Source organism: Sphingopyxis sp., assembly GCF_025869345.1.
Classification (GTDB): Bacteria; Pseudomonadota; Alphaproteobacteria; order Sphingomonadales; family Sphingomonadaceae; genus Sphingopyxis.
In genome coordinates, this window is record NZ_JAOZVW010000031.1 from 1 (window position 1) to 18,852 (window position 18,852).

General features: G+C 66.9%; 17 protein-coding genes. 9 read left to right on the forward strand and 8 right to left on the reverse strand.

Translation table 11 applies throughout. The features are described from left to right. Positions 1-305: 305 nt before the first annotated feature. From OJI97_RS03515 to OJI97_RS03540, 6 genes are all read right to left on the reverse strand, one after another. The gene (locus tag OJI97_RS03515; RefSeq protein WP_297661159.1) at positions 306-1,706 is read right to left on the reverse strand and encodes an efflux transporter outer membrane subunit; all 1,401 of its coding nucleotides are present in this window, start codon (positions 1,704-1,706) and stop codon (positions 306-308) included. Next, a complete protein-coding gene (locus OJI97_RS03520; RefSeq protein WP_297661161.1) occupies positions 1,703-4,900 on the reverse strand; it encodes an efflux RND transporter permease subunit in 3,198 nt (1,065 codons plus the stop codon). The genes OJI97_RS03515 and OJI97_RS03520 overlap by 4 nt, the downstream gene beginning before the upstream one ends. A 6-nt stretch (positions 4,901-4,906) precedes the next feature. After that, on the reverse strand, positions 4,907-6,085 hold the full coding sequence (locus OJI97_RS03525) for an efflux RND transporter periplasmic adaptor subunit (RefSeq protein ID WP_297661163.1): 1,179 nt from the start codon (positions 6,083-6,085) through the stop codon (positions 4,907-4,909). 166 nt (positions 6,086-6,251) lie between these two features. Next, positions 6,252-6,920, reverse strand: a complete 669-nt coding sequence (locus OJI97_RS03530; RefSeq protein WP_297661164.1) for a hypothetical protein — start codon at positions 6,918-6,920, stop codon at positions 6,252-6,254. Positions 6,921-6,945: 25 nt separating this feature from the next. Continuing rightward, a complete protein-coding gene (dxs, locus tag OJI97_RS03535; protein ID WP_297661273.1) occupies positions 6,946-8,874 on the reverse strand; it encodes a 1-deoxy-D-xylulose-5-phosphate synthase in 1,929 nt (642 codons plus the stop codon). 189 nt (positions 8,875-9,063) lie between these two features. Beyond that, on the reverse strand, positions 9,064-9,288 hold the full coding sequence (locus tag OJI97_RS03540) for a hypothetical protein (RefSeq protein ID WP_297661166.1): 225 nt from the start codon (positions 9,286-9,288) through the stop codon (positions 9,064-9,066). Between the two features lie 162 nt (positions 9,289-9,450). On the opposite strand from OJI97_RS03540, the gene OJI97_RS03545 reads away from it, so the two are divergent. Continuing rightward, the gene (locus OJI97_RS03545) at positions 9,451-10,464 is read left to right on the forward strand and encodes a MipA/OmpV family protein (RefSeq protein ID WP_297661168.1); all 1,014 of its coding nucleotides are present in this window, start codon (positions 9,451-9,453) and stop codon (positions 10,462-10,464) included. A gap of 31 nt (positions 10,465-10,495) precedes the next feature. Here the strand turns inward: OJI97_RS03545 and OJI97_RS03550 are convergent, their stop codons facing one another. Further along, a complete protein-coding gene (locus OJI97_RS03550) occupies positions 10,496-11,392 on the reverse strand; it encodes a LysR family transcriptional regulator (protein ID WP_297661170.1) in 897 nt (298 codons plus the stop codon). Between the two features lie 101 nt (positions 11,393-11,493). Between OJI97_RS03550 and OJI97_RS03555 the strand changes: the two genes are divergently transcribed. The 8 genes from OJI97_RS03555 (at position 11,494) to mmsB (ending at position 18,436) form a co-directional block, all read left to right on the forward strand. Continuing rightward, positions 11,494-12,987, forward strand: a complete 1,494-nt coding sequence (locus tag OJI97_RS03555; RefSeq protein ID WP_297661172.1) for a CoA-acylating methylmalonate-semialdehyde dehydrogenase — start codon at positions 11,494-11,496, stop codon at positions 12,985-12,987. 49 nt (positions 12,988-13,036) lie between these two features. Beyond that, complete coding sequence (locus OJI97_RS03560; RefSeq protein WP_297661174.1) at positions 13,037-13,588, forward strand: hypothetical protein; 552 nt, start codon at positions 13,037-13,039, stop codon at positions 13,586-13,588. A 22-nt stretch (positions 13,589-13,610) separates the two neighbouring features. Then, complete coding sequence (locus OJI97_RS03565) at positions 13,611-13,916, forward strand: I78 family peptidase inhibitor (protein ID WP_297661176.1); 306 nt, start codon at positions 13,611-13,613, stop codon at positions 13,914-13,916. Next, positions 13,909-14,313 carry a RidA family protein gene (locus tag OJI97_RS03570; protein ID WP_297661178.1) on the forward strand — a complete coding sequence of 135 codons (405 nt, stop codon included), beginning with the start codon at positions 13,909-13,911 and terminating at the stop codon, positions 14,311-14,313. The genes OJI97_RS03565 and OJI97_RS03570 overlap by 8 nt, the downstream gene beginning before the upstream one ends. A gap of 16 nt (positions 14,314-14,329) precedes the next feature. Beyond that, entirely contained in the window at positions 14,330-15,475 is a 1,146-nt protein-coding gene (locus OJI97_RS03575) for an acyl-CoA dehydrogenase family protein (RefSeq protein ID WP_297661180.1), read from the forward strand. Further along, positions 15,472-16,518 carry an enoyl-CoA hydratase/isomerase family protein gene (locus OJI97_RS03580; RefSeq protein WP_297661182.1) on the forward strand — a complete coding sequence of 349 codons (1,047 nt, stop codon included), beginning with the start codon at positions 15,472-15,474 and terminating at the stop codon, positions 16,516-16,518. Before OJI97_RS03575 ends, OJI97_RS03580 begins: the two co-directional genes overlap by 4 nt. A 114-nt stretch (positions 16,519-16,632) precedes the next feature. Next, the gene (locus tag OJI97_RS03585; RefSeq protein ID WP_297661184.1) at positions 16,633-17,415 is read left to right on the forward strand and encodes an enoyl-CoA hydratase-related protein; all 783 of its coding nucleotides are present in this window, start codon (positions 16,633-16,635) and stop codon (positions 17,413-17,415) included. A gap of 145 nt (positions 17,416-17,560) precedes the next feature. After that, entirely contained in the window at positions 17,561-18,436 is an 876-nt protein-coding gene (gene mmsB, locus OJI97_RS03590) for a 3-hydroxyisobutyrate dehydrogenase (RefSeq protein ID WP_297661186.1), read from the forward strand. An 83-nt stretch (positions 18,437-18,519) separates the two neighbouring features. Here the strand turns inward: mmsB and OJI97_RS03595 are convergent, their stop codons facing one another. Next, complete coding sequence (locus tag OJI97_RS03595) at positions 18,520-18,783, reverse strand: hypothetical protein (RefSeq protein ID WP_297661188.1); 264 nt, start codon at positions 18,781-18,783, stop codon at positions 18,520-18,522. Positions 18,784-18,852: the final 69 nt, after the last annotated feature.

Consider the following 18,852-nt stretch of genomic DNA (forward strand, 5'->3'; position numbering starts at 1 on the left):
CGCAGGGCTGCTCTGGACCCCCGCCTTCGCGGGGGAACAGGGTTTTTCCATAATCCTACAGCTGAAAATCCCCACACTCTCTAGAACAGAATGATATCCGTTGGAATCGTCATTGCGAGGACCCCGGACTTGATCCGGGGGACGCGGCAATCCAGAGTATGCGTAAACCGCTCTGGATTGCTTCCCCCGGCCTTCGCCGGGGTCGCAATGACGTAGCGGGTCAATGTAACGCCATCAGACTCTAGGTGACGATAAAGCGGCGCTGCGGCGGCACCTGCCCTCTTTGCGCCTTTGCGTGAAATCAATCAGCGCGCCGCCGCGTCGCTCCCGGCGCCGCTGTCGCCGCCCAGCGCGCGGAACAGCGCGATTCGGGTCTGCACGAGCAGCAGGCCCGTGCCGATTTCGCTGCGCCGTGCCGCATAGAGGCTGCGCTGCGCGTCGAGGCTGGCGAGGAAGCTGTCGACGCCGCCCTTGTAGCGCGCGTCGGTGAGCATCGCGGTGTCGGCCGCCGCCTCCGTGTTCGCCGCCGCGGCGCGGACGCGTTCCGATATCGTGCCCTGCACCGCGAGCGCGTCGGCGACGTCACGGAAGGCGGTCTGGATCGCGCCTTCATAGCTCGAAAGCGCGGCGTCGCGCTGCGCCTTGGTGACATCGACCCCGGCACGGCGGCCGCCGAAATCGAAGATCGTCGCCGTCGCGTCGCCCCCGGCGGACCAATTGAACGATCCGCCGTCGAACAGGCTCGACAGCGCATCGCTCGCGAATCCGAGCAGGCCGGTCAGCGAAATCGCCGGGAACAGCCGCGCGCGCGCGACGCCGATGTCGGCGTTGGCGGCGCGCAGGCGATATTCGGCCTCGATCACGTCGGGGCGGCGCAGCAATATCTGCGAACTGACTCCAGCGGGAAGCGACACGACCCCCGGCGTCACGTCGGCAAGCCCCGCGGGTAGCAGCGCGCGGTCGAACTCGGCACCGACGAGCAGCCGGATCAGGTTTTCGTCCTGCGCGAGCGCGGTCTGCTGCTGCGCGATCGAATCCTCGGCGGTCGCGAGAATCTGCTCGGCCTGACGCAGGTCGGTGCGCGGGGCGACCCCGCCGTCGAGCCGCGCCTTGGTCAGCCGCACGCTTTCGCGCGCATTGGCGGCGGTATCCCCGGCGATCCTGAGCAGGTCGCGGTCGGCGCCATAGGTGGCCCAGATGCCGGCAAGGTCGGCGATCAGCGCGAGGCGGACGGTGCGCGACGCCGCTTCGGTCGCGAGCGCGCTGTTGCGGTCGGCCTCGGCGGCATTGGCGAGGCGGCCGAACAGGTCGAGCTCGAACGCGGTGACACCGCCGCGCAGCGAGAAATCGCCGCTGCCGTTTCCATTGCCGCCCGAATCGGAATAGCCCGCGCCCGCGCTGATGCCGAGCGCGGGAAACTGGCCCGCGCGGCTGACCCGCGCCTGCGCGCGGGCGGCGGCGACATTGGCATAGGCCGTGCGCAGATCGCGGTTATTCTCCAGCGCCCGGTCGACAAGGGTTTGCAGGCGCGGATCGGTGAAGATCGTCTTGTACGACAGGATCGGCAGCGCTTCCTCGCTCTGAAGAAGATAGGCGTCGCCCACCGGCCAGCTTTGCGGCACCGGCGGCGGGGGCAGCACCGTCTTCGGCGCGAGCGAGCAGCCCGCCAGCAGGATCGGAACCGCGATCAGGAGCCCGCCTTTCATGCCGTCACCTCCGCGCCGCCGCCCTTCTTGCCGAAGCGCTGGCGCACCGCCGCGAGCCCGTCGCGCACGCCGCGACGGACGAGCACGAAGAAGAGCGGGATGAAGAAGATCGCGAGCAGCGCCGCGGTCAGCATCCCGCCGATCACCGCGGTGCCGATCGCGACGCGGCTGTTCGCGCCCGCGCCGGTCGCGATCGCGAGCGGCATCACGCCGAAGATGAAGGCGAAGCTGGTCATCAGGATCGGGCGCAGGCGGATGCGCGCCGCCTCGATCGCCGCCTCGATCACGCGCTTGCCCTTTCGTTCCTCCTGCTCGGCGAACTCGATCATCAGGATCGCGTTCTTCGCCGCGAGCCCCATCGTCGTCAGCAGGCCGATCTGGAGATAGACGTCGTTCTCCAGCCCGCGCAGCGTCACCGCGAACACCGACCCGACGAGGCCGAGCGGGACGATCAGGATGACCGCGAGCGGGATCGACCAGCTTTCGTAGAGCGCGGCGAGGCAGAGGAAGACGACGAGCAGCGACAGGCCATAGAGCAAGGGCGCCTGCCCCGACGCCTGGCGCTCCTGATAGGAGGAGCCCGCCCAGGCGACGCTGGTGCCCGGGATTTGCGCGGCCATCCGCTCCATCTCGTCCATCGCTTCGCCCGAACTGGTGCCCGCGGCGGGCTGGCCCGAGATTTCGAAGGCGGGAACGCCCTGGAAGCGCGAGGTGCTGGCGGGCGTCGTCGACCAGCCGATGGCGGCAAAGGCGGAGAAGGGCGACATCTGTCCGTCCGCCGAGCGGACATACCATTGGCCGAGATCTTCGGGCTTGGCGCGATAGGGCGCATCGCCCTGGACATAGACGCGCTTGACGCGGCCCTTGTCGATGAAGTCGTTGACGTAGCGCCCGCCCCATGCGGTCGCGAGCGTGCTGTTCACGTCGCTGTTGTTGAGACCGTAAGCGGTGAGCCGCTGCGTATCGATATCGACCTTCAGCGTCGCGACGTCGGGAAGGTCGGACAGGCGGACCGAAGTCAGTTTCGGATTGGCGTTCGCCATGTCGAGCAGCCGGTCGCGCGCCGCGGCGAATTCCGCGCGGCTCATCCCGCTGCGGTTCTGGAACTCCATCGTGAAGCCCGAAGTGTCGCCGAGGCCGCGCACCGCGCCGGGGACGAGCGCAAAGACCTGCGCATCGCGAAGGCCCGACAGCGCCTTGCGCGCGCGGTCGGCGATCGCGTCGGCGCTATTCTCCTTGCCCGGCCGCAGATCCCAGTCGACGAGGTTGACGAAGCCCTGCCCGGTGTTCTGGCCCGACGCACCGCCCCCGCCGCCGCCGGCGATCAGGAAGGTCGCGCCGACATTGGCTTTTTCCTTCGTCAGCAGATATTTCTCGACCTGATCGCGCACCGCAAGCGTGCGTTCCTGCGTCGCGCCCGCGGGCAGGCGGAACTGGACCGAAACGCGCCCCTGATCCTCGTTCGGCAGGAAGCCGCCGGGAAGCCGCACGAACATCACCGCGAGCAGCGCGACGATGAGGACGTAGATGCCAAGGAAGCGCCACTTGCGATCGACGACCTTGGTCACGCTGCCGACATAGCGCTTCACCGAACGGTCGAAGCGCGTGTTGAAGCCGTCCTGCGCGCGCTTCAGCACGGCGTGGAAACGCGGGAAGCGATGCGGACGATCGCTTTCGGCGCCGTGCGCCACGCGCGGTTTCAGCAAGGTCGAGGTCAGGGCCGGGCTGAGGATCAGCGCGACGAGTACCGACAGCCCCATCGCCGAGACGATGGTGACCGAGAATTGGCGATAAATGACCCCGGTCGATCCGCCGAAAAAGGCCATCGGCAGGAACACCGCCGACAGCACCAGCGCGATCGCGATCAGCGCGACCTGCAATTCCTTCATCGATTCGATCGTCGCCTCGCGCGCCGACATGCCCGGATTTTCTTCCATCAATCGCTCGACATTCTCGACGACGACGATCGCATCGTCGACGAGCAGGCCGATCGCCAGCGTCAGCCCGAACAGGGTCAGCGTGTTGATCGTGAAGCCCGCGATGTAGAAGATGCCGAAGGTTCCGAGCAGGACGACCGGCACCGCGATTGCGGGGACCAGCACCGCGCGCCAGCTTTGCAGGAAGACGAACATCACGAGGACGACGAGCAGGATCGCCTCGAGCAGCGATTTCCGCACCTCGCTGACCGACAATTTGATGAAGGCGGTCGCGTCGTTGGCATAGCTGTAGGCAAGGCCGTCGGGGAAATCGGCGGCAAGCTCTTCCATCCGCGCCTTGACGCGATCGGCGGTTTCGAGCGCGTCGGCCCCCGGCGACAGCGAGATCGACATGCCCGCGCCGGGGTGGCCGTTGACGCGGCTGACGGTCGTATAGCTTTCGGCGCCGATTTCGACCCGCGCGACATCCCTGAGCCGCACCGCCGACCCGTCGGGAAGCGTCTTGAGGACGATATTCTCGAACTGTTCGGGGGTCTGGAGGCGCGACTGGGCGGTAACGGTCGCGTTGAGCATCTGGCCCTTCGGCGCCGGCAGGCCGCCGACATCGCCCGCCGCGATCTCGCTGTTCTGCGCGCTGATCGCCGAAACGACGTCGCCGGGCATCAGCGAGACGGCGGCGAGCCGCTGCGGATTGAGCCAGATGCGCATCGCGTGCGGCGCGCCATAGACGTTGACGTCGCCGACTCCCTCGACGCGCGACAGCGGGTCCTGGATGTTCGACGCCATATAGTCGGACACGTCCTGGTTCGACCGCGTGTCGGTTTCGTCATAGACGCCGACGAGCAATAGCGAATCGGCGTTCGACTTGGTGACGCGCACCCCCTGCTGCTGCACCTGCTGCGGCAGGCGCGAGATCGCCGAGGCGATCTTGTTCTGCACCTGCACCTGCGCGATGTCGGGGTCGGTCCCCTTGGAGAAGATCGCCGAAATGCTGGCCTGCCCGCGCGAACTCGATTGCGAGCTGAAATAGAGGAGGCCGTCGATTCCGGTGAGCTGCTGTTCGAGCACCTGCGTGACGCTGTTCTCTATCGTCTCGGCCGACGCGCCCGGATAGCTCGCACGGATATTGACCTGCGTGGGGGCGATGTCGGGATATTGCTCGAGCGGCAGCGAGAAGAGCGCGCCCAGCCCGCCCAGCATGACGACGATCGCCAGCACCCAGGCGAAGATCGGCCGATCGATGAAGATACGCGACATGAGGGGCTATCGTCCTTTCGTCGCCGCACCCTTGTCCGCGGGCGCCCCGATCCGCTGCGGACTGCCGGCCGGAACCGGCTTGATCGGCGCCCCCTGCCGCAGGTTGCCGACCCCCTGGCTGATGACCTTGTCGCCGGGCTTCAACCCGCCGGTGACGACCCAGTTCGTCCCCACCGTGCGCTCGGCGACGATCTTGCGCCGCGCCGCCTTATTGTCCTTGCCGACCAGATAGACGAAGGCCGACCCGTCGAAATCGCGCTGCACCGCGGTCTGCGGTACGAGCATCGCAGCCGGATTGATCGCCTGGTCGAACAGCGCGGTCACGAACATGCCGGGAAGCAGCAGCCCCCCAGGGTTCGGGAAGCGCGCGCGCAGCGTCACGGTGCCGGTCTCCTCGCTCACCGTCACTTCGGAAAATTGCACCGTGCCGGGAAGGGCATAGTCGCTGCCGTCCTCCAGCTTCAGCCGCACCGAGGTGCCGCCCGGCGTCACCCCGCCGCTCGCGAGCGCCTGGCGCAGCCGGGTGAGGTCGGCGCTCGACTGCTGCATGTCGACATAGATGGGGTCGGTCTGCTGGATCACCGCGAGCGGGGCCGCCTGACTCGCGCTGACCAGCCCGCCCGGCGTCACCAGGCTGCGGCCGATGCGCCCGCTGATCGGCGCCGACAGGCTGGTGTAGCGCAGGTTGATGCGCGCGGTTTCGAGCGCGGCGGCATTTTGCGCCACCGCGGCGCGCGCGCTGCGCGCCTGCGCCAGCGCATCGGTATAATCCTGTTCGGCGACCGCCTGAATTTTCGCGAGCGGGGCGAAGCGCTTCGCTTTCTCCTCGGCCGCCTGCGCGCTGGCGCGGGCGCTGGCGAGGTTCGCTTCGGCCTGATCGACCGCCGCCTGATAAAGGCTCGCATCGATCTGATAGAGCGGCTGACCGGCACGGACGAAGCCGCCCTCGGTGAACAGGCGGCGGCGGATGACGCCGTTCACCTGCGGCCGCACCTCGCTCGTCTCGAAGGCGACGGTGCGTCCGCCGAGCGACGTGGTGACCGGCACCGGCTCCTGCCGGACGACGACATAGCCGACCTCGGCGGTGCGATTGCCGCCCTTCGCATCCTTGTCCGAACAGGCGCCGAGCGAAAGCGTCGCGATGCACAGAGCCCCGATCAGGAGCAGCGGCCTTGTCTTCGTCATCAGAATTCCGGTCTCGATTGGTGCCGGGCGGCTGGGGAGTCGGCGCTATTCAGCCGAACGGCAGGGGCCATGCAAGCGGTTTCGGGGCTTTGCGACAAAGTGCGACAATTTGGTTGCGCGCGATACCATCGCCGCGGCGATCGCGGTCCGGCGCCGATCCCGCGTCCTAAACGACGATCAGCGAAAAGACGATGAAGGCAATCAGCGCCTCGATCATCGCGCGCGAGGCATGCAGCGCTGCGCGCCAGCGGCTGACGCGCAAATGCTGCGCGAACCACAAAATCTGCAAGCTGCCGAACCAGAGCAGCGCGAAGGCGAGGAGCGCCAGCCCCGCGATTCCCGCCCCGAGCGGGTGCAACTGCAACAATATCCCGCTGCCCGAAACCATCAGCGCAAAGGGCGCGGCGACATAGCATTGGCTGTAGAAGGGCGCTTTCAGCGGTGCCCGGTCGAGCTTCACATGGCGCGCCTGCACCAGCCGCGCCGCCATGACGAGGGGAAACAGACTGAAAAAGGCGGCGCGCATCAGCACATAGGTCGAATCGTCGTTGACCAGCCCGCCGATGCCGGTCTTGTCGAGCACGACCGCGCTCTCGCCGACCGTCGACAGTTCGACCGCGTGGCTGATGACGAGCGTCAGCAGCAGGAACAGCGGCGGCGACAGCGTGTCGGTATATTGCCGCTCGGCCGGATCGTCCTGCTCGGCGTCCGAATAATCCATCATCTGCAAAGGCCGCGTCAGCGCGCGCCACAGCGTGACCGGATAGAAGATCAGCCATGACATCACTTCATAGAGAAGCTCGTCGAGCGATTTCAGGAGGTTGAAGAAGTTCATGGCGCGTGCCGCCTTCGACCCGCGCTCACGCCCGTGCGCCCGCCTCCTCGACCCCGGCACTGTTATGGCGCAAGGCTTTCAGCACCGTGTCGACGATCTGCGGCGCGTTGAGCCCCGCTTCGTCATATTGCGCCTCGGGCTTGTCCTGATCCTGAAAGACGTCGGGCAGCCGCATCGTGCGCAGTTTCAGCCCGGCGTCGATCAGCCCCTCGTCGCTCGCCAGCGTCAGCACATGCGCGCCGAGCCCGCCGATGCTGCCTTCCTCGATCGTCACGCAGACCTCATGGGCGGCCAGCGTCCTGCGGATCAGCTCCTCGTCGAGCGGCTTGGCGAAGCGCAGGTCGATCACGCTCGTCGACAGGCCGCGCGCTTCCAGCGTGTCGGCCGCCTTCAGCGCTTCGGCGAGCCGGGTGCCGAGCGACAGGATCGCGACCGTCTTGCCAGCCCGCACGACGCGGCCCTTACCGATTTCCAGTTTCTGCGGAACCTCGGGCAGCGCCACGCCGGTGCCGCTTCCGCGCGGGTAGCGGAAAGCGATCGGCCCCGCGTCATGTTCGGCGGCGGTATAGGTCATGTGGACGAGCTCGGCCTCGTCGGCCGCCGCCATCACCACCATATTGGGCAAGGTCGCGAGATAGGTGATGTCGAACGAACCCGCGTGGGTCGATCCGTCGGCGCCGACCAGCCCCGCGCGGTCGATCGCGAAGCGCACCGGCAGATTCTGGATCGCCACGTCGTGCACCACCTGATCATAGGCGCGCTGGAGGAAGGTCGAATAGATTGCCGCGAACGGCCGCATTCCCTGCGCGGCGAGCCCGGCGGCGAAGGTCACCGCATGTTGCTCGGCGATGCCGACGTCGAAGCTGCGGCCCGGATGCGCCTTCGCGAATTTATCGACCCCGGTCCCTGACGGCATCGCCGCGGTGATCGCGACGATCCGCTTGTCGGTCTCGGCGAGCTTCGCCAGCGTCTCGCCGAACACATTCTGATAGGCGGGCGGTCCCGGCGGCGCTTTTGCCTGCACGCCGGTGATGACGTCGAATTTCTGCACGCCATGATATTTGTCGGCCGCGGCTTCGGCGGGGGCATAGCCCTTGCCCTTCTGCGTCACCGCATGGATCAGCACCGGGCCATGGTCGCTGTCGCGGACATTTTCGAGCACCGGGATCAGATGGTCGAGATTATGCCCGTCGATCGGCCCGACATAGTAAAAGCCCAGTTCCTCGAACAAGGTGCCGCCCATCGCCATGCCGCGCGCGAATTCGTCGGTCTTCTTCGCCGCCTTGTGGAGCGGCTGCGGCAGCTTGCGCGCAAAGCGCCGCGCGATCTCGCGCAGCTCGACGAACGGCCGCGACGACACGAGCTTGGCGAGATAGGCCGAAAGCCCACCGACCGGCGGCGCGATCGACATGTCGTTGTCGTTCAAAATGACGATCAGCCGGTTGCCCGCGGCGGCGGCATTGTTCATCGCCTCATAGGCCATGCCCGCCGACATCGATCCGTCGCCGATCACCGCGATCGCGCGGCCGGGTTCTTGCCTAAGCTTGTTGGCGATCGCGAAACCGAGCGCGGCGCTGATCGAGGTCGACGAATGCGCGGCCCCGAACGGGTCATATTCGCTCTCGCTGCGCTTGGTGAAGCCGCTTAGTCCGCCGCCGGTGCGCAGCGTGCGGATACGGTCGCGGCGGCCGGTGACGATCTTGTGCGGATAGCATTGATGCCCGACGTCCCAGACGATCTTGTCGCGCGGCGTGTCGAACACATAGTGGAGCGCGACCGTCAGCTCGACGACGCCGAGTCCCGAACCCAGATGCCCGCCGGTGGTGCCGACGGCCGAAATCATCTCGGCGCGCAGCTCGTCGGCGAACTGGCGAAGATCTTCGGGCTTCAGCTTGCGGAGGTCGGCGGGGACATCCACCGTGTCGAGCAGCGGCGTATGCGGACGATCGGTCATCGCGGCGTCATACTGGTAACCGCAGATACTGTCGAACAAAAAGCCTCCCCTCCCTGCAAGGGAGGGGTGCGAAGACTTGGCAGCTTGCTGCCTAGTCGCAGCGGGGTGGGTAAGCGGCCCGAAGGAACGTCCGAAGGAAAGAACGCCTGCGGCGACCCACCCCCGGCCCCTCCCTTGCAGGGAGGGGAGCTATTCCTCTTCCTCGCGCCCTTTCATTGCATCGATCTGCGCATAGAGCCCGCGCACCATCAGGTCGGTGAACACCAGCATCGCCCCGACCATCGCGAGCAGCAGCACGACGGCGATCACCGGAAACGGCCCGATCGTCGCGATCGCCTCGCGCCGCGTCGCCGCCGCGATCAGCGCCGCGCCCGCGAGCAGCACATAGCCGATGAACCGTCCCGCGCGGCTCATCGGGAACCGATGCCCGCTCGCGCGGATAGAAAGAGGGGAAGGACGGAGCGATGCACGAAAGCCACGATGAAGCGAAAAGCCTTCCCCGGCAAGACGAAGTCTTTGCATTGTCGGGGCAATCCCATACACCCGCTCCCAGAGGGGCAAGAACATAGGATGGATATGCCCGATTTGACGCCGCTCTTCCGCTTCCTTCGCCTGGCGCCGATCCTTGCTTGCCTCGCGGTCTTCGCAGCGCCCGCCGCGGCCGAGGAAGCGGCGCCGCTTCCCTACGACCTGCCGCTCACCGCCGATCCGTCGCCGGTCGCCGCGCCCGCCGATGCGCCGGCGCGCTTCGTGCAGGACAGCGGCGACATCGACGAGAATATCCTGCTCCCCGCCGCGCGGCCGCAGGACGATCGAGAGGACCGCCGCTATGCGCGCGACTATTTCGCGCTCGCCGCGGGGGTGATCACCGTGCCGAGCTATAATGGCTCGGACGAGCGCAACGTCCTTCCCGCCTTCTATTTCCGCGGGCGCTACAAGGGCTACAGCTTCTCGACCCGCGGCACCAATTTCCAGGTCGATCTGATCCGCCAGAAGCGCGGACAGCGGACCGACATCAAGTTCGGCCCGATCATCAACCTGCGCAGCGACCGCACCGGCCGCATCAAGGATGCGCAGGTCGAGGCGCTCGGCGACCGCAAGGTGGCGGTCGAACTCGGCATTTCGGCGGGGATCACGCAATCGGGCATTATCACCAGCCGCTACGACCAGATCGGTTTCCGCGTCGTCGGGGTCAAGGATATCAGCGGCCGGCACGGAAGCTGGGTCGTCTCGCCGACGATCGATTATGGCACGCCGCTGTCGAAGCGCGCTTATATCGGCGTTTCGGCGTCGTTCAACGTCTATGGCAAGGGCTTCGGCCGCTATTATTTCGATGTCGACCCCATTGGCAGCGCGGCGAGCGGGCTGCCCGTCTATACCGGCGCGGGGCGCAAGGCGACGCTCGGCAAATATACGATCGGCATGGCCGGCGCCTATTCGCTGTCGGGCGATCTGCGCAAGGGCTTCGTGCTGATCGGCGGCGCGCAATATGGCCGGATGACAAGCCGTTTCGGGGCTTCACCGATCGTCGATGTCGCCGGGAGCCGCGACCAGTGGCTGATGGGCGGCGGGCTCGCCTATCAGTTCTAGAGTCGGTTTCCGCCGCTTCCACGTGAGTGGATCAACGCGCGGCATCGGCCGGCACCAGCAGGCTCCGATTCTCGCGCACCTCGGCATCCAGCCATTCGATGAAGGCGCGGATCCGCGGTTGCGGCGCGACGTCGCGGTGGAGCGCGAGCCAGAAGGCGCGCGCGATCACCTGATCGGCGCGGACGCGCACCAGCGCGGGGTCGTCCGCAGCCAGGAAACAGGGCAGGACGCCGACCCCGGCGCCGCCCGCGATCATCCGCCGCTGCGCGAGGATCGACGACGAGCGCACGGTGGCGCGCAGCCCCGGCTCGATCTCGCCCAGATAGTCGAGTTCGGGCGCATAGAGGATGTCGGGCATGTAACCGATCACCGGAATCCCCGCGCGCGCCAGCGGCGTCCGCTCGGCCGCATCCCGCCATTCGGGGCGATCGGCGGGCGCATAGAGGCCCAGGCTGTAATCCGACAGTTTGCGCGTGATCAGCGGGCCTTTTCGCGGCCGCGCGAGCAGGATCGCCATATCGGCTTCGCGCCGCGACGGGTCGAGGAAGCCCGACGAAGCGACGAGATCGATCTCCAGCTCGGGGTGCGCGGCGACGAAACCACCGAGCCGCGGCGCGATGAAGCTGTTGCCGAAGCCTTCGGAAACGCTGACCCGCAGCTGTCCCGACAGGCCCATTTCCTCGTCGCGCGCATGGATGCGCGCCGCCGCCGCCGCCATCGCTTCGGCGTGCGGCACGAGCGCGCGGCCCGCCGCGGTCAGGACGAAGCCGGTGGGCGCGCGCTCGAACAACGTCCGGCCGAGCGCGGTCTCGAGCGCGCTCACCCGGCGGCTGACCGTCGTCGCATCGACGTGCAGCGCGGCGCCCGCCCGCGCGAGCGTGCCGTGACGCGCGACGAACAGGAAATATTGCAGCTTGTCCCAATCCATTTGCCTGCAAATATGCAGTATCGTCCTGCAAGTCTATCCCTTGCAATCGGGCCGCAACTGGTCTGTGGCAGGGGCAAGATTTTACGGGAGACTCAACAGCTATGCGACAGATCGACCATCACATCGCCGGCGGCGCCGGTGGTTCGGGGCGCTTCGGCGACATCCTCGACCCCAACAACGGCGGCGTCCAGGCGCAGGTCGCGCTCGGCGACCGCGCCGTGCTCGACCGCGCCGTCGCCGCGGCAAAGAAGGCGCAGCCCGGCTGGGCGATGACCAATCCGCAGCGGCGTGCGCGCGTGATGTTCGAATTCAAGCGGCTGGTCGAGGCCAATCTGGAAGAGCTCGCGCAGATGCTGTCCGCCGAGCATGGCAAGGTGATCGCCGACGCGCGCGGCGACGTTCAGCGCGGGCTCGACGTCGTCGAATTCGCCTGCGCCGCGCCGCATGTGCTGAAGGGCGACTATACGATCGGCGCCGGTCCCGGCATCGACGTCTATTCGATGCGCCAGCCGATCGGCATCGGCGCGGGCATCACCCCGTTCAACTTCCCGGCGATGATCCCGCTGTGGATGGGCGCGATTGCGACCGTCGTCGGCAACGCCTTCATCCTGAAGCCCAGCGAGCGCGACCCGTCGGTTCCCGTGCGCCTGTCGGAGCTGTTCCTTGAGGCGGGGATGCCCGAGGGTATCTTCCAGACCGTCCACGGCGACAAGGAGATGGTCGACGCGATTCTCGACCACCCCGATATCGGCGCGGTCAGCTTCGTCGGCTCGTCGGACATCGCGCATTATGTCTATAACCGCGGCGTCGCGAACGGAAAGCGCGTGCAGGCAATGGGCGGCGCGAAGAACCACGGCATCGTCATGCCCGACGCCGACCTCGACCAGGTGGTGAACGACCTCACCGGCGCCGCCTTCGGCTCGGCGGGTGAGCGCTGCATGGCGCTGCCGGTCGTCGTGCCGGTCGGCGAGGACACCGCGAACCGCCTGCGCGACAAGCTCGTCCCCGCGATCGAGGCGCTGCGCGTCGGCGTGTCGACCGATGCCGAGGCGCATTATGGCCCGGTGGTCACCGAAGCGCACAAGCAGAAGGTCGAGGGCTGGATCCAGAAATGCGCCGACGAGGGCGCCGAACTGGTGATCGACGGCCGCGGCTTCACGCTGCAGGGGCATGAGAAGGGCTTCTTCGTCGGCCCGACCCTGTTCGACCATGTCACGCCCGAGATGGAAAGCTATAAGGAAGAAATCTTCGGCCCCGTGCTCCAGATCGTCCGCGCGGCGGATTTCGAGACCGCGCTCGAACTGCCGTCGAAGCACCAGTACGGCAACGGCGTCGCGATCTTCACCCGCAACGGCCACGCCGCGCGCGAATTCGCGGCGCGCGTCAATGTCGGCATGGTCGGCATCAACGTGCCGATCCCGGTGCCGGTCGCCTATCACACCTTCGGCGGCTGGAAGCGCTCGGCGTTCGGCGACACCAACCAGCACGGCATGGAAGGCGTGAAGTTCTGGACCAAGGTCAAGACCGTGACCGCGCGCTGGCCCGACGGATCGCCCGACGGGGGCAACGCTTTCGTCATCCCGACGATGGGCTAGGCAACCCCGTGCCTGCGCCGGACATTTCTCCTCTCGAAGGAGAAAGAACATGATCCGATATGCACTCCCCATGGGGCTTCTGCTGCTCGCTGCGTGCAGCGGCGGCGCCAAGGACGGCAGGGACGAGCAGTCCGGCGCCGGCGGCAGCGCCGCCAAGACGGCGCCGATGGTTCCCGAGGCGGCGCCCGCCGCACCGGCCGCGGCGCAGGAGAGCGTGCCCGACTATGTCGCCGACCCCGCGGTGAAGCCGCCCGCGAAGCTCGACCCCGGCATCGGCCAGGGCGACGCGGCGATTCCCGTCGCGCTTCAGGGGCGCTGGGGATTGGTCGCGGCCGACTGCACCTCGACCAAGGGCGACGCAAAGGGGCTGCTGACGATCGGCGCGGGGGACCTTCGCTTCTACGAATCGCAGGGAATCCTGGCGCATATCCGCGAACGCAGCGCGACGCGCCTCGTCGCCGATTACAAGTTCAGCGGCGAAGGCGAGGATTGGGACCGGCTGATGCAGCTCACGGTGCAGGACGGCGGCAAGACGCTCGTCCGCCGCGATTATGGCGAGGGTGCCGCGCCCAAGCCGATGCGCTATAGCCGTTGTGCCTGATGGCCAGAAAGGGAGATTCACGATGGACATTCGCCTGCTCGCAATCGCCGCTGCCGCCCTGCCCCTAGCCGCCTGTGCAGGCGGCGAAGGCCCCGCCGAATCGACCCCGCCGCCGACCGCCGCCATGACGTGCAACGCCGATGCGGGCGCGAGCTTCGTCGGTCAGACCGCGACGCCGGAACTGGGCGGCGCGATCGTCAAGGCGACCGGCGCGCGCACGCTGCGCTGGGGGCCGCCGCGTTCGGCGATGACGATGGATTACCGGCAGGACCGGGTGAATGTGATGTACGACGATGCGTACAAGATCACGCAGGTCACCTGTGGCTGACGCTTCGCGCCGCAATCATAGTTCCGCATCCCCGTTCGAACCGCTCTACGGCTATAGCCGCGCGGTTCGAGTGGGCCGCCGCATCGACGTCGCCGGCTGCGCGCCGATCGAGCCCGATGGTTCGTCGACCCCCGGCGACGCCGGGGCGCAGGCGGCGCGCTGCCTTGCGATCATCGGCGAAGCGCTCGAAGCGCTCGGCGGCAGTTTCGCCGACGTCGTGCGCACCCGCATGTACATCACCGACGCCGCCGATGCCGACCGTGTCGGCCATGCCCATGGCGCGATATTCAAGGACATCCGCCCCGCCGCGACGATGATCGTCATCCCCGCGCTGATCCGCCCCGAGTGGAAAGTGGAGATCGAGGCCGAGGCCATCCTTCCGGATTCGCCAGCATGACGACAGAGAAAAAGATATGACCGACCAGTTCCAGCTTACCGACGACCAACTCGCCATTCAGGACATGGCGCGTAAATTCACCGCCGATCGCATCACGCCCTTCGCGGCCGAATGGGACGAGACGCATCATTATCCCGTCGACGTGTGGAAGGCGGCGGGCGAGCTCGGTTTCGGCGCCATCTACGTCGCCGAGGAGTCGGGCGGCATCGGGCTCGGCCGGCTCGAGGCGGCGCTGATCATGGAGGCGATGGCCTATGGCTGCCCCGCAACCAGCGCCTATGTCTCGATCCACAATATGGCAACCTGGATGATCGACCGCTTCGGCGGCGCAGAGATCAAGGCGCGCTTCCTGCCCGAGCTCGTGAGCATGGAGAAGATCGCGAGCTATTGCCTGACCGAACCGGGTTCGGGGTCGGACGCCGCGGCGCTCAAGACGACCGCGAAAAAGGACGGCGACCATTATGTGCTCAACGGCACCAAGCAGTTCATTTCGGGCGCGGGCACGAACGACATCTATGTCTGCATGGTTCGCACCGGCGATGAGAAGTCGAAAGGCATCTCTTGCCTCGTCATCGAAAAGGATACGCCGGGCCTGAGCTTCGGCGCGCCCGAGAAGAAGCTCGGCTGGAACGCCTCGCCGACCGCGCAGGTGATCTTCGAGGATTGCCGCGTGCCCGCCGAAAATCTGGTCGGGGCCGAGGGCGACGGCTTCCGCTTCGCGATGGCGGGGCTCGACGGCGGGCGGCTCAACATCGGCGCCTGCTCGCTGGGCGGCGCGCAGCGCTGCCTCGACGAGGCGATCGCCTACACCAGGGACCGCCAGCAGTTCGGCCAGCCGATCGCCGATTTCCAGAACACCCAGTTCATGCTCGCCGACATGGCGACCGACCTCGAAGCGTCGCGCGCCTTGCTCTATCTCGCGGCGGCGAAGGTCACCGCCAACGCCCCCGACAAGTCGCGCTTCTCGGCGATGGCGAAGCGGCTCGCGACCGACAACGGCAGCAGGATCGTCAACGACGCGCTGCAATTGTTCGGCGGCTACGGCTATTTGAAGGATTATCCGATCGAGCGCTTCTGGCGCGACCTGCGCGTCCATTCGATCCTCGAAGGCACCAATCAGGTGATGCGGATGATCGTGGGAAGGGATCTGCTGCGCCAATGACCGAAGATGTTCTGATCAGCACCGATGGCCGCGTCGGCCGCCTGTCGCTCAATCGCCCCAAGGCGATCCACGCGCTCAACCTGCCGATGTGCGAGGCGATGATCGACGCGCTCGTCGGGTGGCGCGAGGATGGCGCCGTCGAGGCGGTGATCATCGACCATAGCGAGGGGCGTGGCTTCTGCGCCGGCGGCGATATCCGCATGCTCGCGGAAAGCGGCGCGAAAGACGGGAAGGAGGCGCGCGCCTTCTTCCACACCGAATATCGCCTCAACCATCTGCTCTTCACCTATCCCAAGCCGGTCGTCGCCTTCATGGACGGCATAACGATGGGCGGCGGGGTCGGCATTTCGCAGCCCGCGCCCTATCGCGTCGCGACCGAGCATACACGCTTCGCGATGCCCGAGACCGGGATCGGCCTGTTCCCCGACGTCGGCGGCGGCTGGTATTTGCCGCGGCTCGAAGGGCGCGTCGGCGTCTTTCTCGCGCTCACCGGCGCGCGGCTCGATGGCGCCGAATGCCTCGCGCTCGGCCTTGCCACCCATTATCTGCCGTCCGAAAAGCTCGCCGAAGCGAAGAAACGCATCGCGCAGCATCCGGACCGCATCGGCGGCATATTGGGCGAACTGTCGGTCACCGCGCCGCCCGCCGCGATCACCGGACAGATCGACCGGATCAACCGCCTGTTCGCCAGCGACCGCTATGAGGATATTCTCGCCGCGCTCGAGGCCGATGGCGGCGAATGGGCGTTGAAGGAACTTGGTGTCCTGCACGGCAAGAGCCCGCAGACCTGCAAGGTCGCGCTGCGCCAGCTCAAGGAAGGCGGCGCGATGCCCGACTTCGCGAGCCAGATGCGCCAGGAATATGCGATCGGCAGCCATGTCGTCGCGATGCACGACTTCATCGAAGGCGTCCGGGCGCTGATCATCGACAAGGACAACAGCCCGAAATGGGACCCGCCGACCCCCGAGGCGGTCACCGACGCCTGGATCGACGCAATCTTCGCGCCGTTGCCGGCGGATAAGGAATGGACGCCGCTTACCTGATCTTGCCACCCACTCTTCGTCACCCCGGACTTGATCCGGGGTCCCGCTTCTTCGACGTCGCAAAGCGGGATGCCGGATCAAGTCCGGCATGACGATAATCCGGAGACTGCTGGAATGACCTACGAAACCCTCCTTATCGAACAGCGCGGCGCCGTCACGCTGGTGACATTGAACCGCCCGCAGGCGTTGAATGCACTCAACTCGTCGGTGCTCGACGATCTGATCGCAGCCTTCGCGGCCTTCGAGGCCGCCCCCGATCAGCGCTGCGCCGTGCTCACCGGATCGGGCGACAAGGCCTTCGCCGCGGGCGCCGACATCAAGGAGATGGCCGACAAGCCCGCCGCCGATTTCTACCTTGAGGATTTCTTCGCGAAATGGACGAGCGATTTCGTGAAGAAGGTCCGCAAACCCTGGATCGCCGCTGTGAACGGTTTTGCCTTGGGCGGCGGCTGCGAACTGGCGATGATGGCCGATTTCATCATCGCGTCGGAGAAAGCGAAATTCGGCCAGCCCGAAATCAAGCTCGGCGTCGCGCCGGGAATGGGCGGGTCGCAGCGGCTGACCCGCGCGGTCGGCAAGGCGAAGGCGATGGAGATGTGCCTCACCGGCCGGATGATGGACGCCGCCGAGGCCGAACGTTCGGGGCTCGTCGCACGCGTCGTCACGCACGAGACGCTGGTCGACGAGGCGGTGAAGACCGCCGCGACGATCGCCGCCATGCCGCCGATGGCCGCGATGGTGAACAAGGACATGGTCAATGCCGCGTTCGAAACCACGCTGGACCAGGGCATTATATACGAACGCCGCCTGTTCCAGATTCTCGCCGCGACCGAGGACAAGGCCGAAGGCATGGCTGCCTTCATCGAAAAGCGCGAAGGCGTGTGGAAGGGGCGCTAGCTCTTTAGCCCTCTCCCCTTCAGGGGAGAGGGTTGGGAGAGGGGGGATGGCAAGAAGCAGGCCCCTCTCCAACTCCGGCTAGGCGCTCCGCGCCAAGCCTCCATATCCTCTCCCCCTGAAGGGGAGAGGGCGACGGAGAGAAATTATGAAAATCGCTTTCATCGGACTTGGGAACATGGGCGGCGGGATGGCCGCGAACCTCGCCAAGGCGGGCCACGACGTCCGCGCCTTCGACCTCAGCGAGGAAGCCCTCGGGCGCGCGGTCGAAGCCGGCTGCACTCGCGCCGCATCGGCCGCCGACGCCGTCACCGGCGCCGAGGCGGTAGTGACGATGCTCCCCGCGGGCAAGCATGTCGCCGGCGTATACGAAAGCGACGTCTTCCCGAACGCCGCGCCGGGCACCTTGCTGCTCGACTGCTCGACGATCGACGTCGCGACCGCACGGTCGAATATCGAGGCGGCGACGGCGAAAGGCTTCGTCGCGGTCGATGCGCCGGTCTCGGGCGGCATCGCCGCCGCCAATGCGGGCACGCTGACCTTCATGGTCGGCGGCACCGGTGAAGGCTTTGCGCGCGCCGAACCGATCCTCGCGAAGATGGGCAAGGCGGTGATCCATGCCGGCGGCGCGGGCGCGGGACAGGGCGCGAAGATCTGCAACAACATGCTGCTCGGCGCGTCGATGATCGCGACGTGCGAAACGCTCGCGCTCGCGCAGAAGCTCGGGCTCGATCCGCAGACCTTCTTCGACATCGCCAGCGTCTCGTCGGGGCAATGCTGGTCGCTGACCAGCTACGCGCCGCTCCCCGGGGTTGGACCGACGACCCCCGCCGACAATGATTACAAGGGCGGCTTCGCCGCGGCGCTGATGCTCAAGGACCTGCGCCTCGCGATGGAGGCCGCGGCGAGCGTCGACGCCGACGTCCCGATGGGGTCGAAGGCACGCGAACTCTACGAGGCCTTCGTCGCGGCCGATACCGACCACCGCGATTTCTCGGCGATCATCCAGACGCTTCAATCATAATCGTCATTCCGGCGAAGGCCGGAATCTCGACCTTGGATCATGACGACCCGGCCAGATCCCGGCCTTCGCCGGGATGACGGGAGTCAATAGAAATCCGCCGTCTCGCCGCCATCGCGGCGCTCGGTGCGATGAAGTTGCGTCGGCGCGCGGCGGTCGCCGGTCCGAATCTCCAGCCGATCGCCCACGCGCCGCACCTCGGCGGGGGCCAGGATGCGCGCCCGCGCGACGCCGGCCGCTGTCGCCCGGGGCGCCGGGACAGGCGGCGGCGTAGCGCTTCCGGCGAGAAACAGGGCGGCGATCAGGTGCATGGCGATCATGATCGCCGTAACGGCAGTCATGGCCACCATATTAACCCTGAATCACAAGAATCCGGCAGGATCGAAGGCGCTTCTCTGGTAAAAGAAAGACCGCCTGCC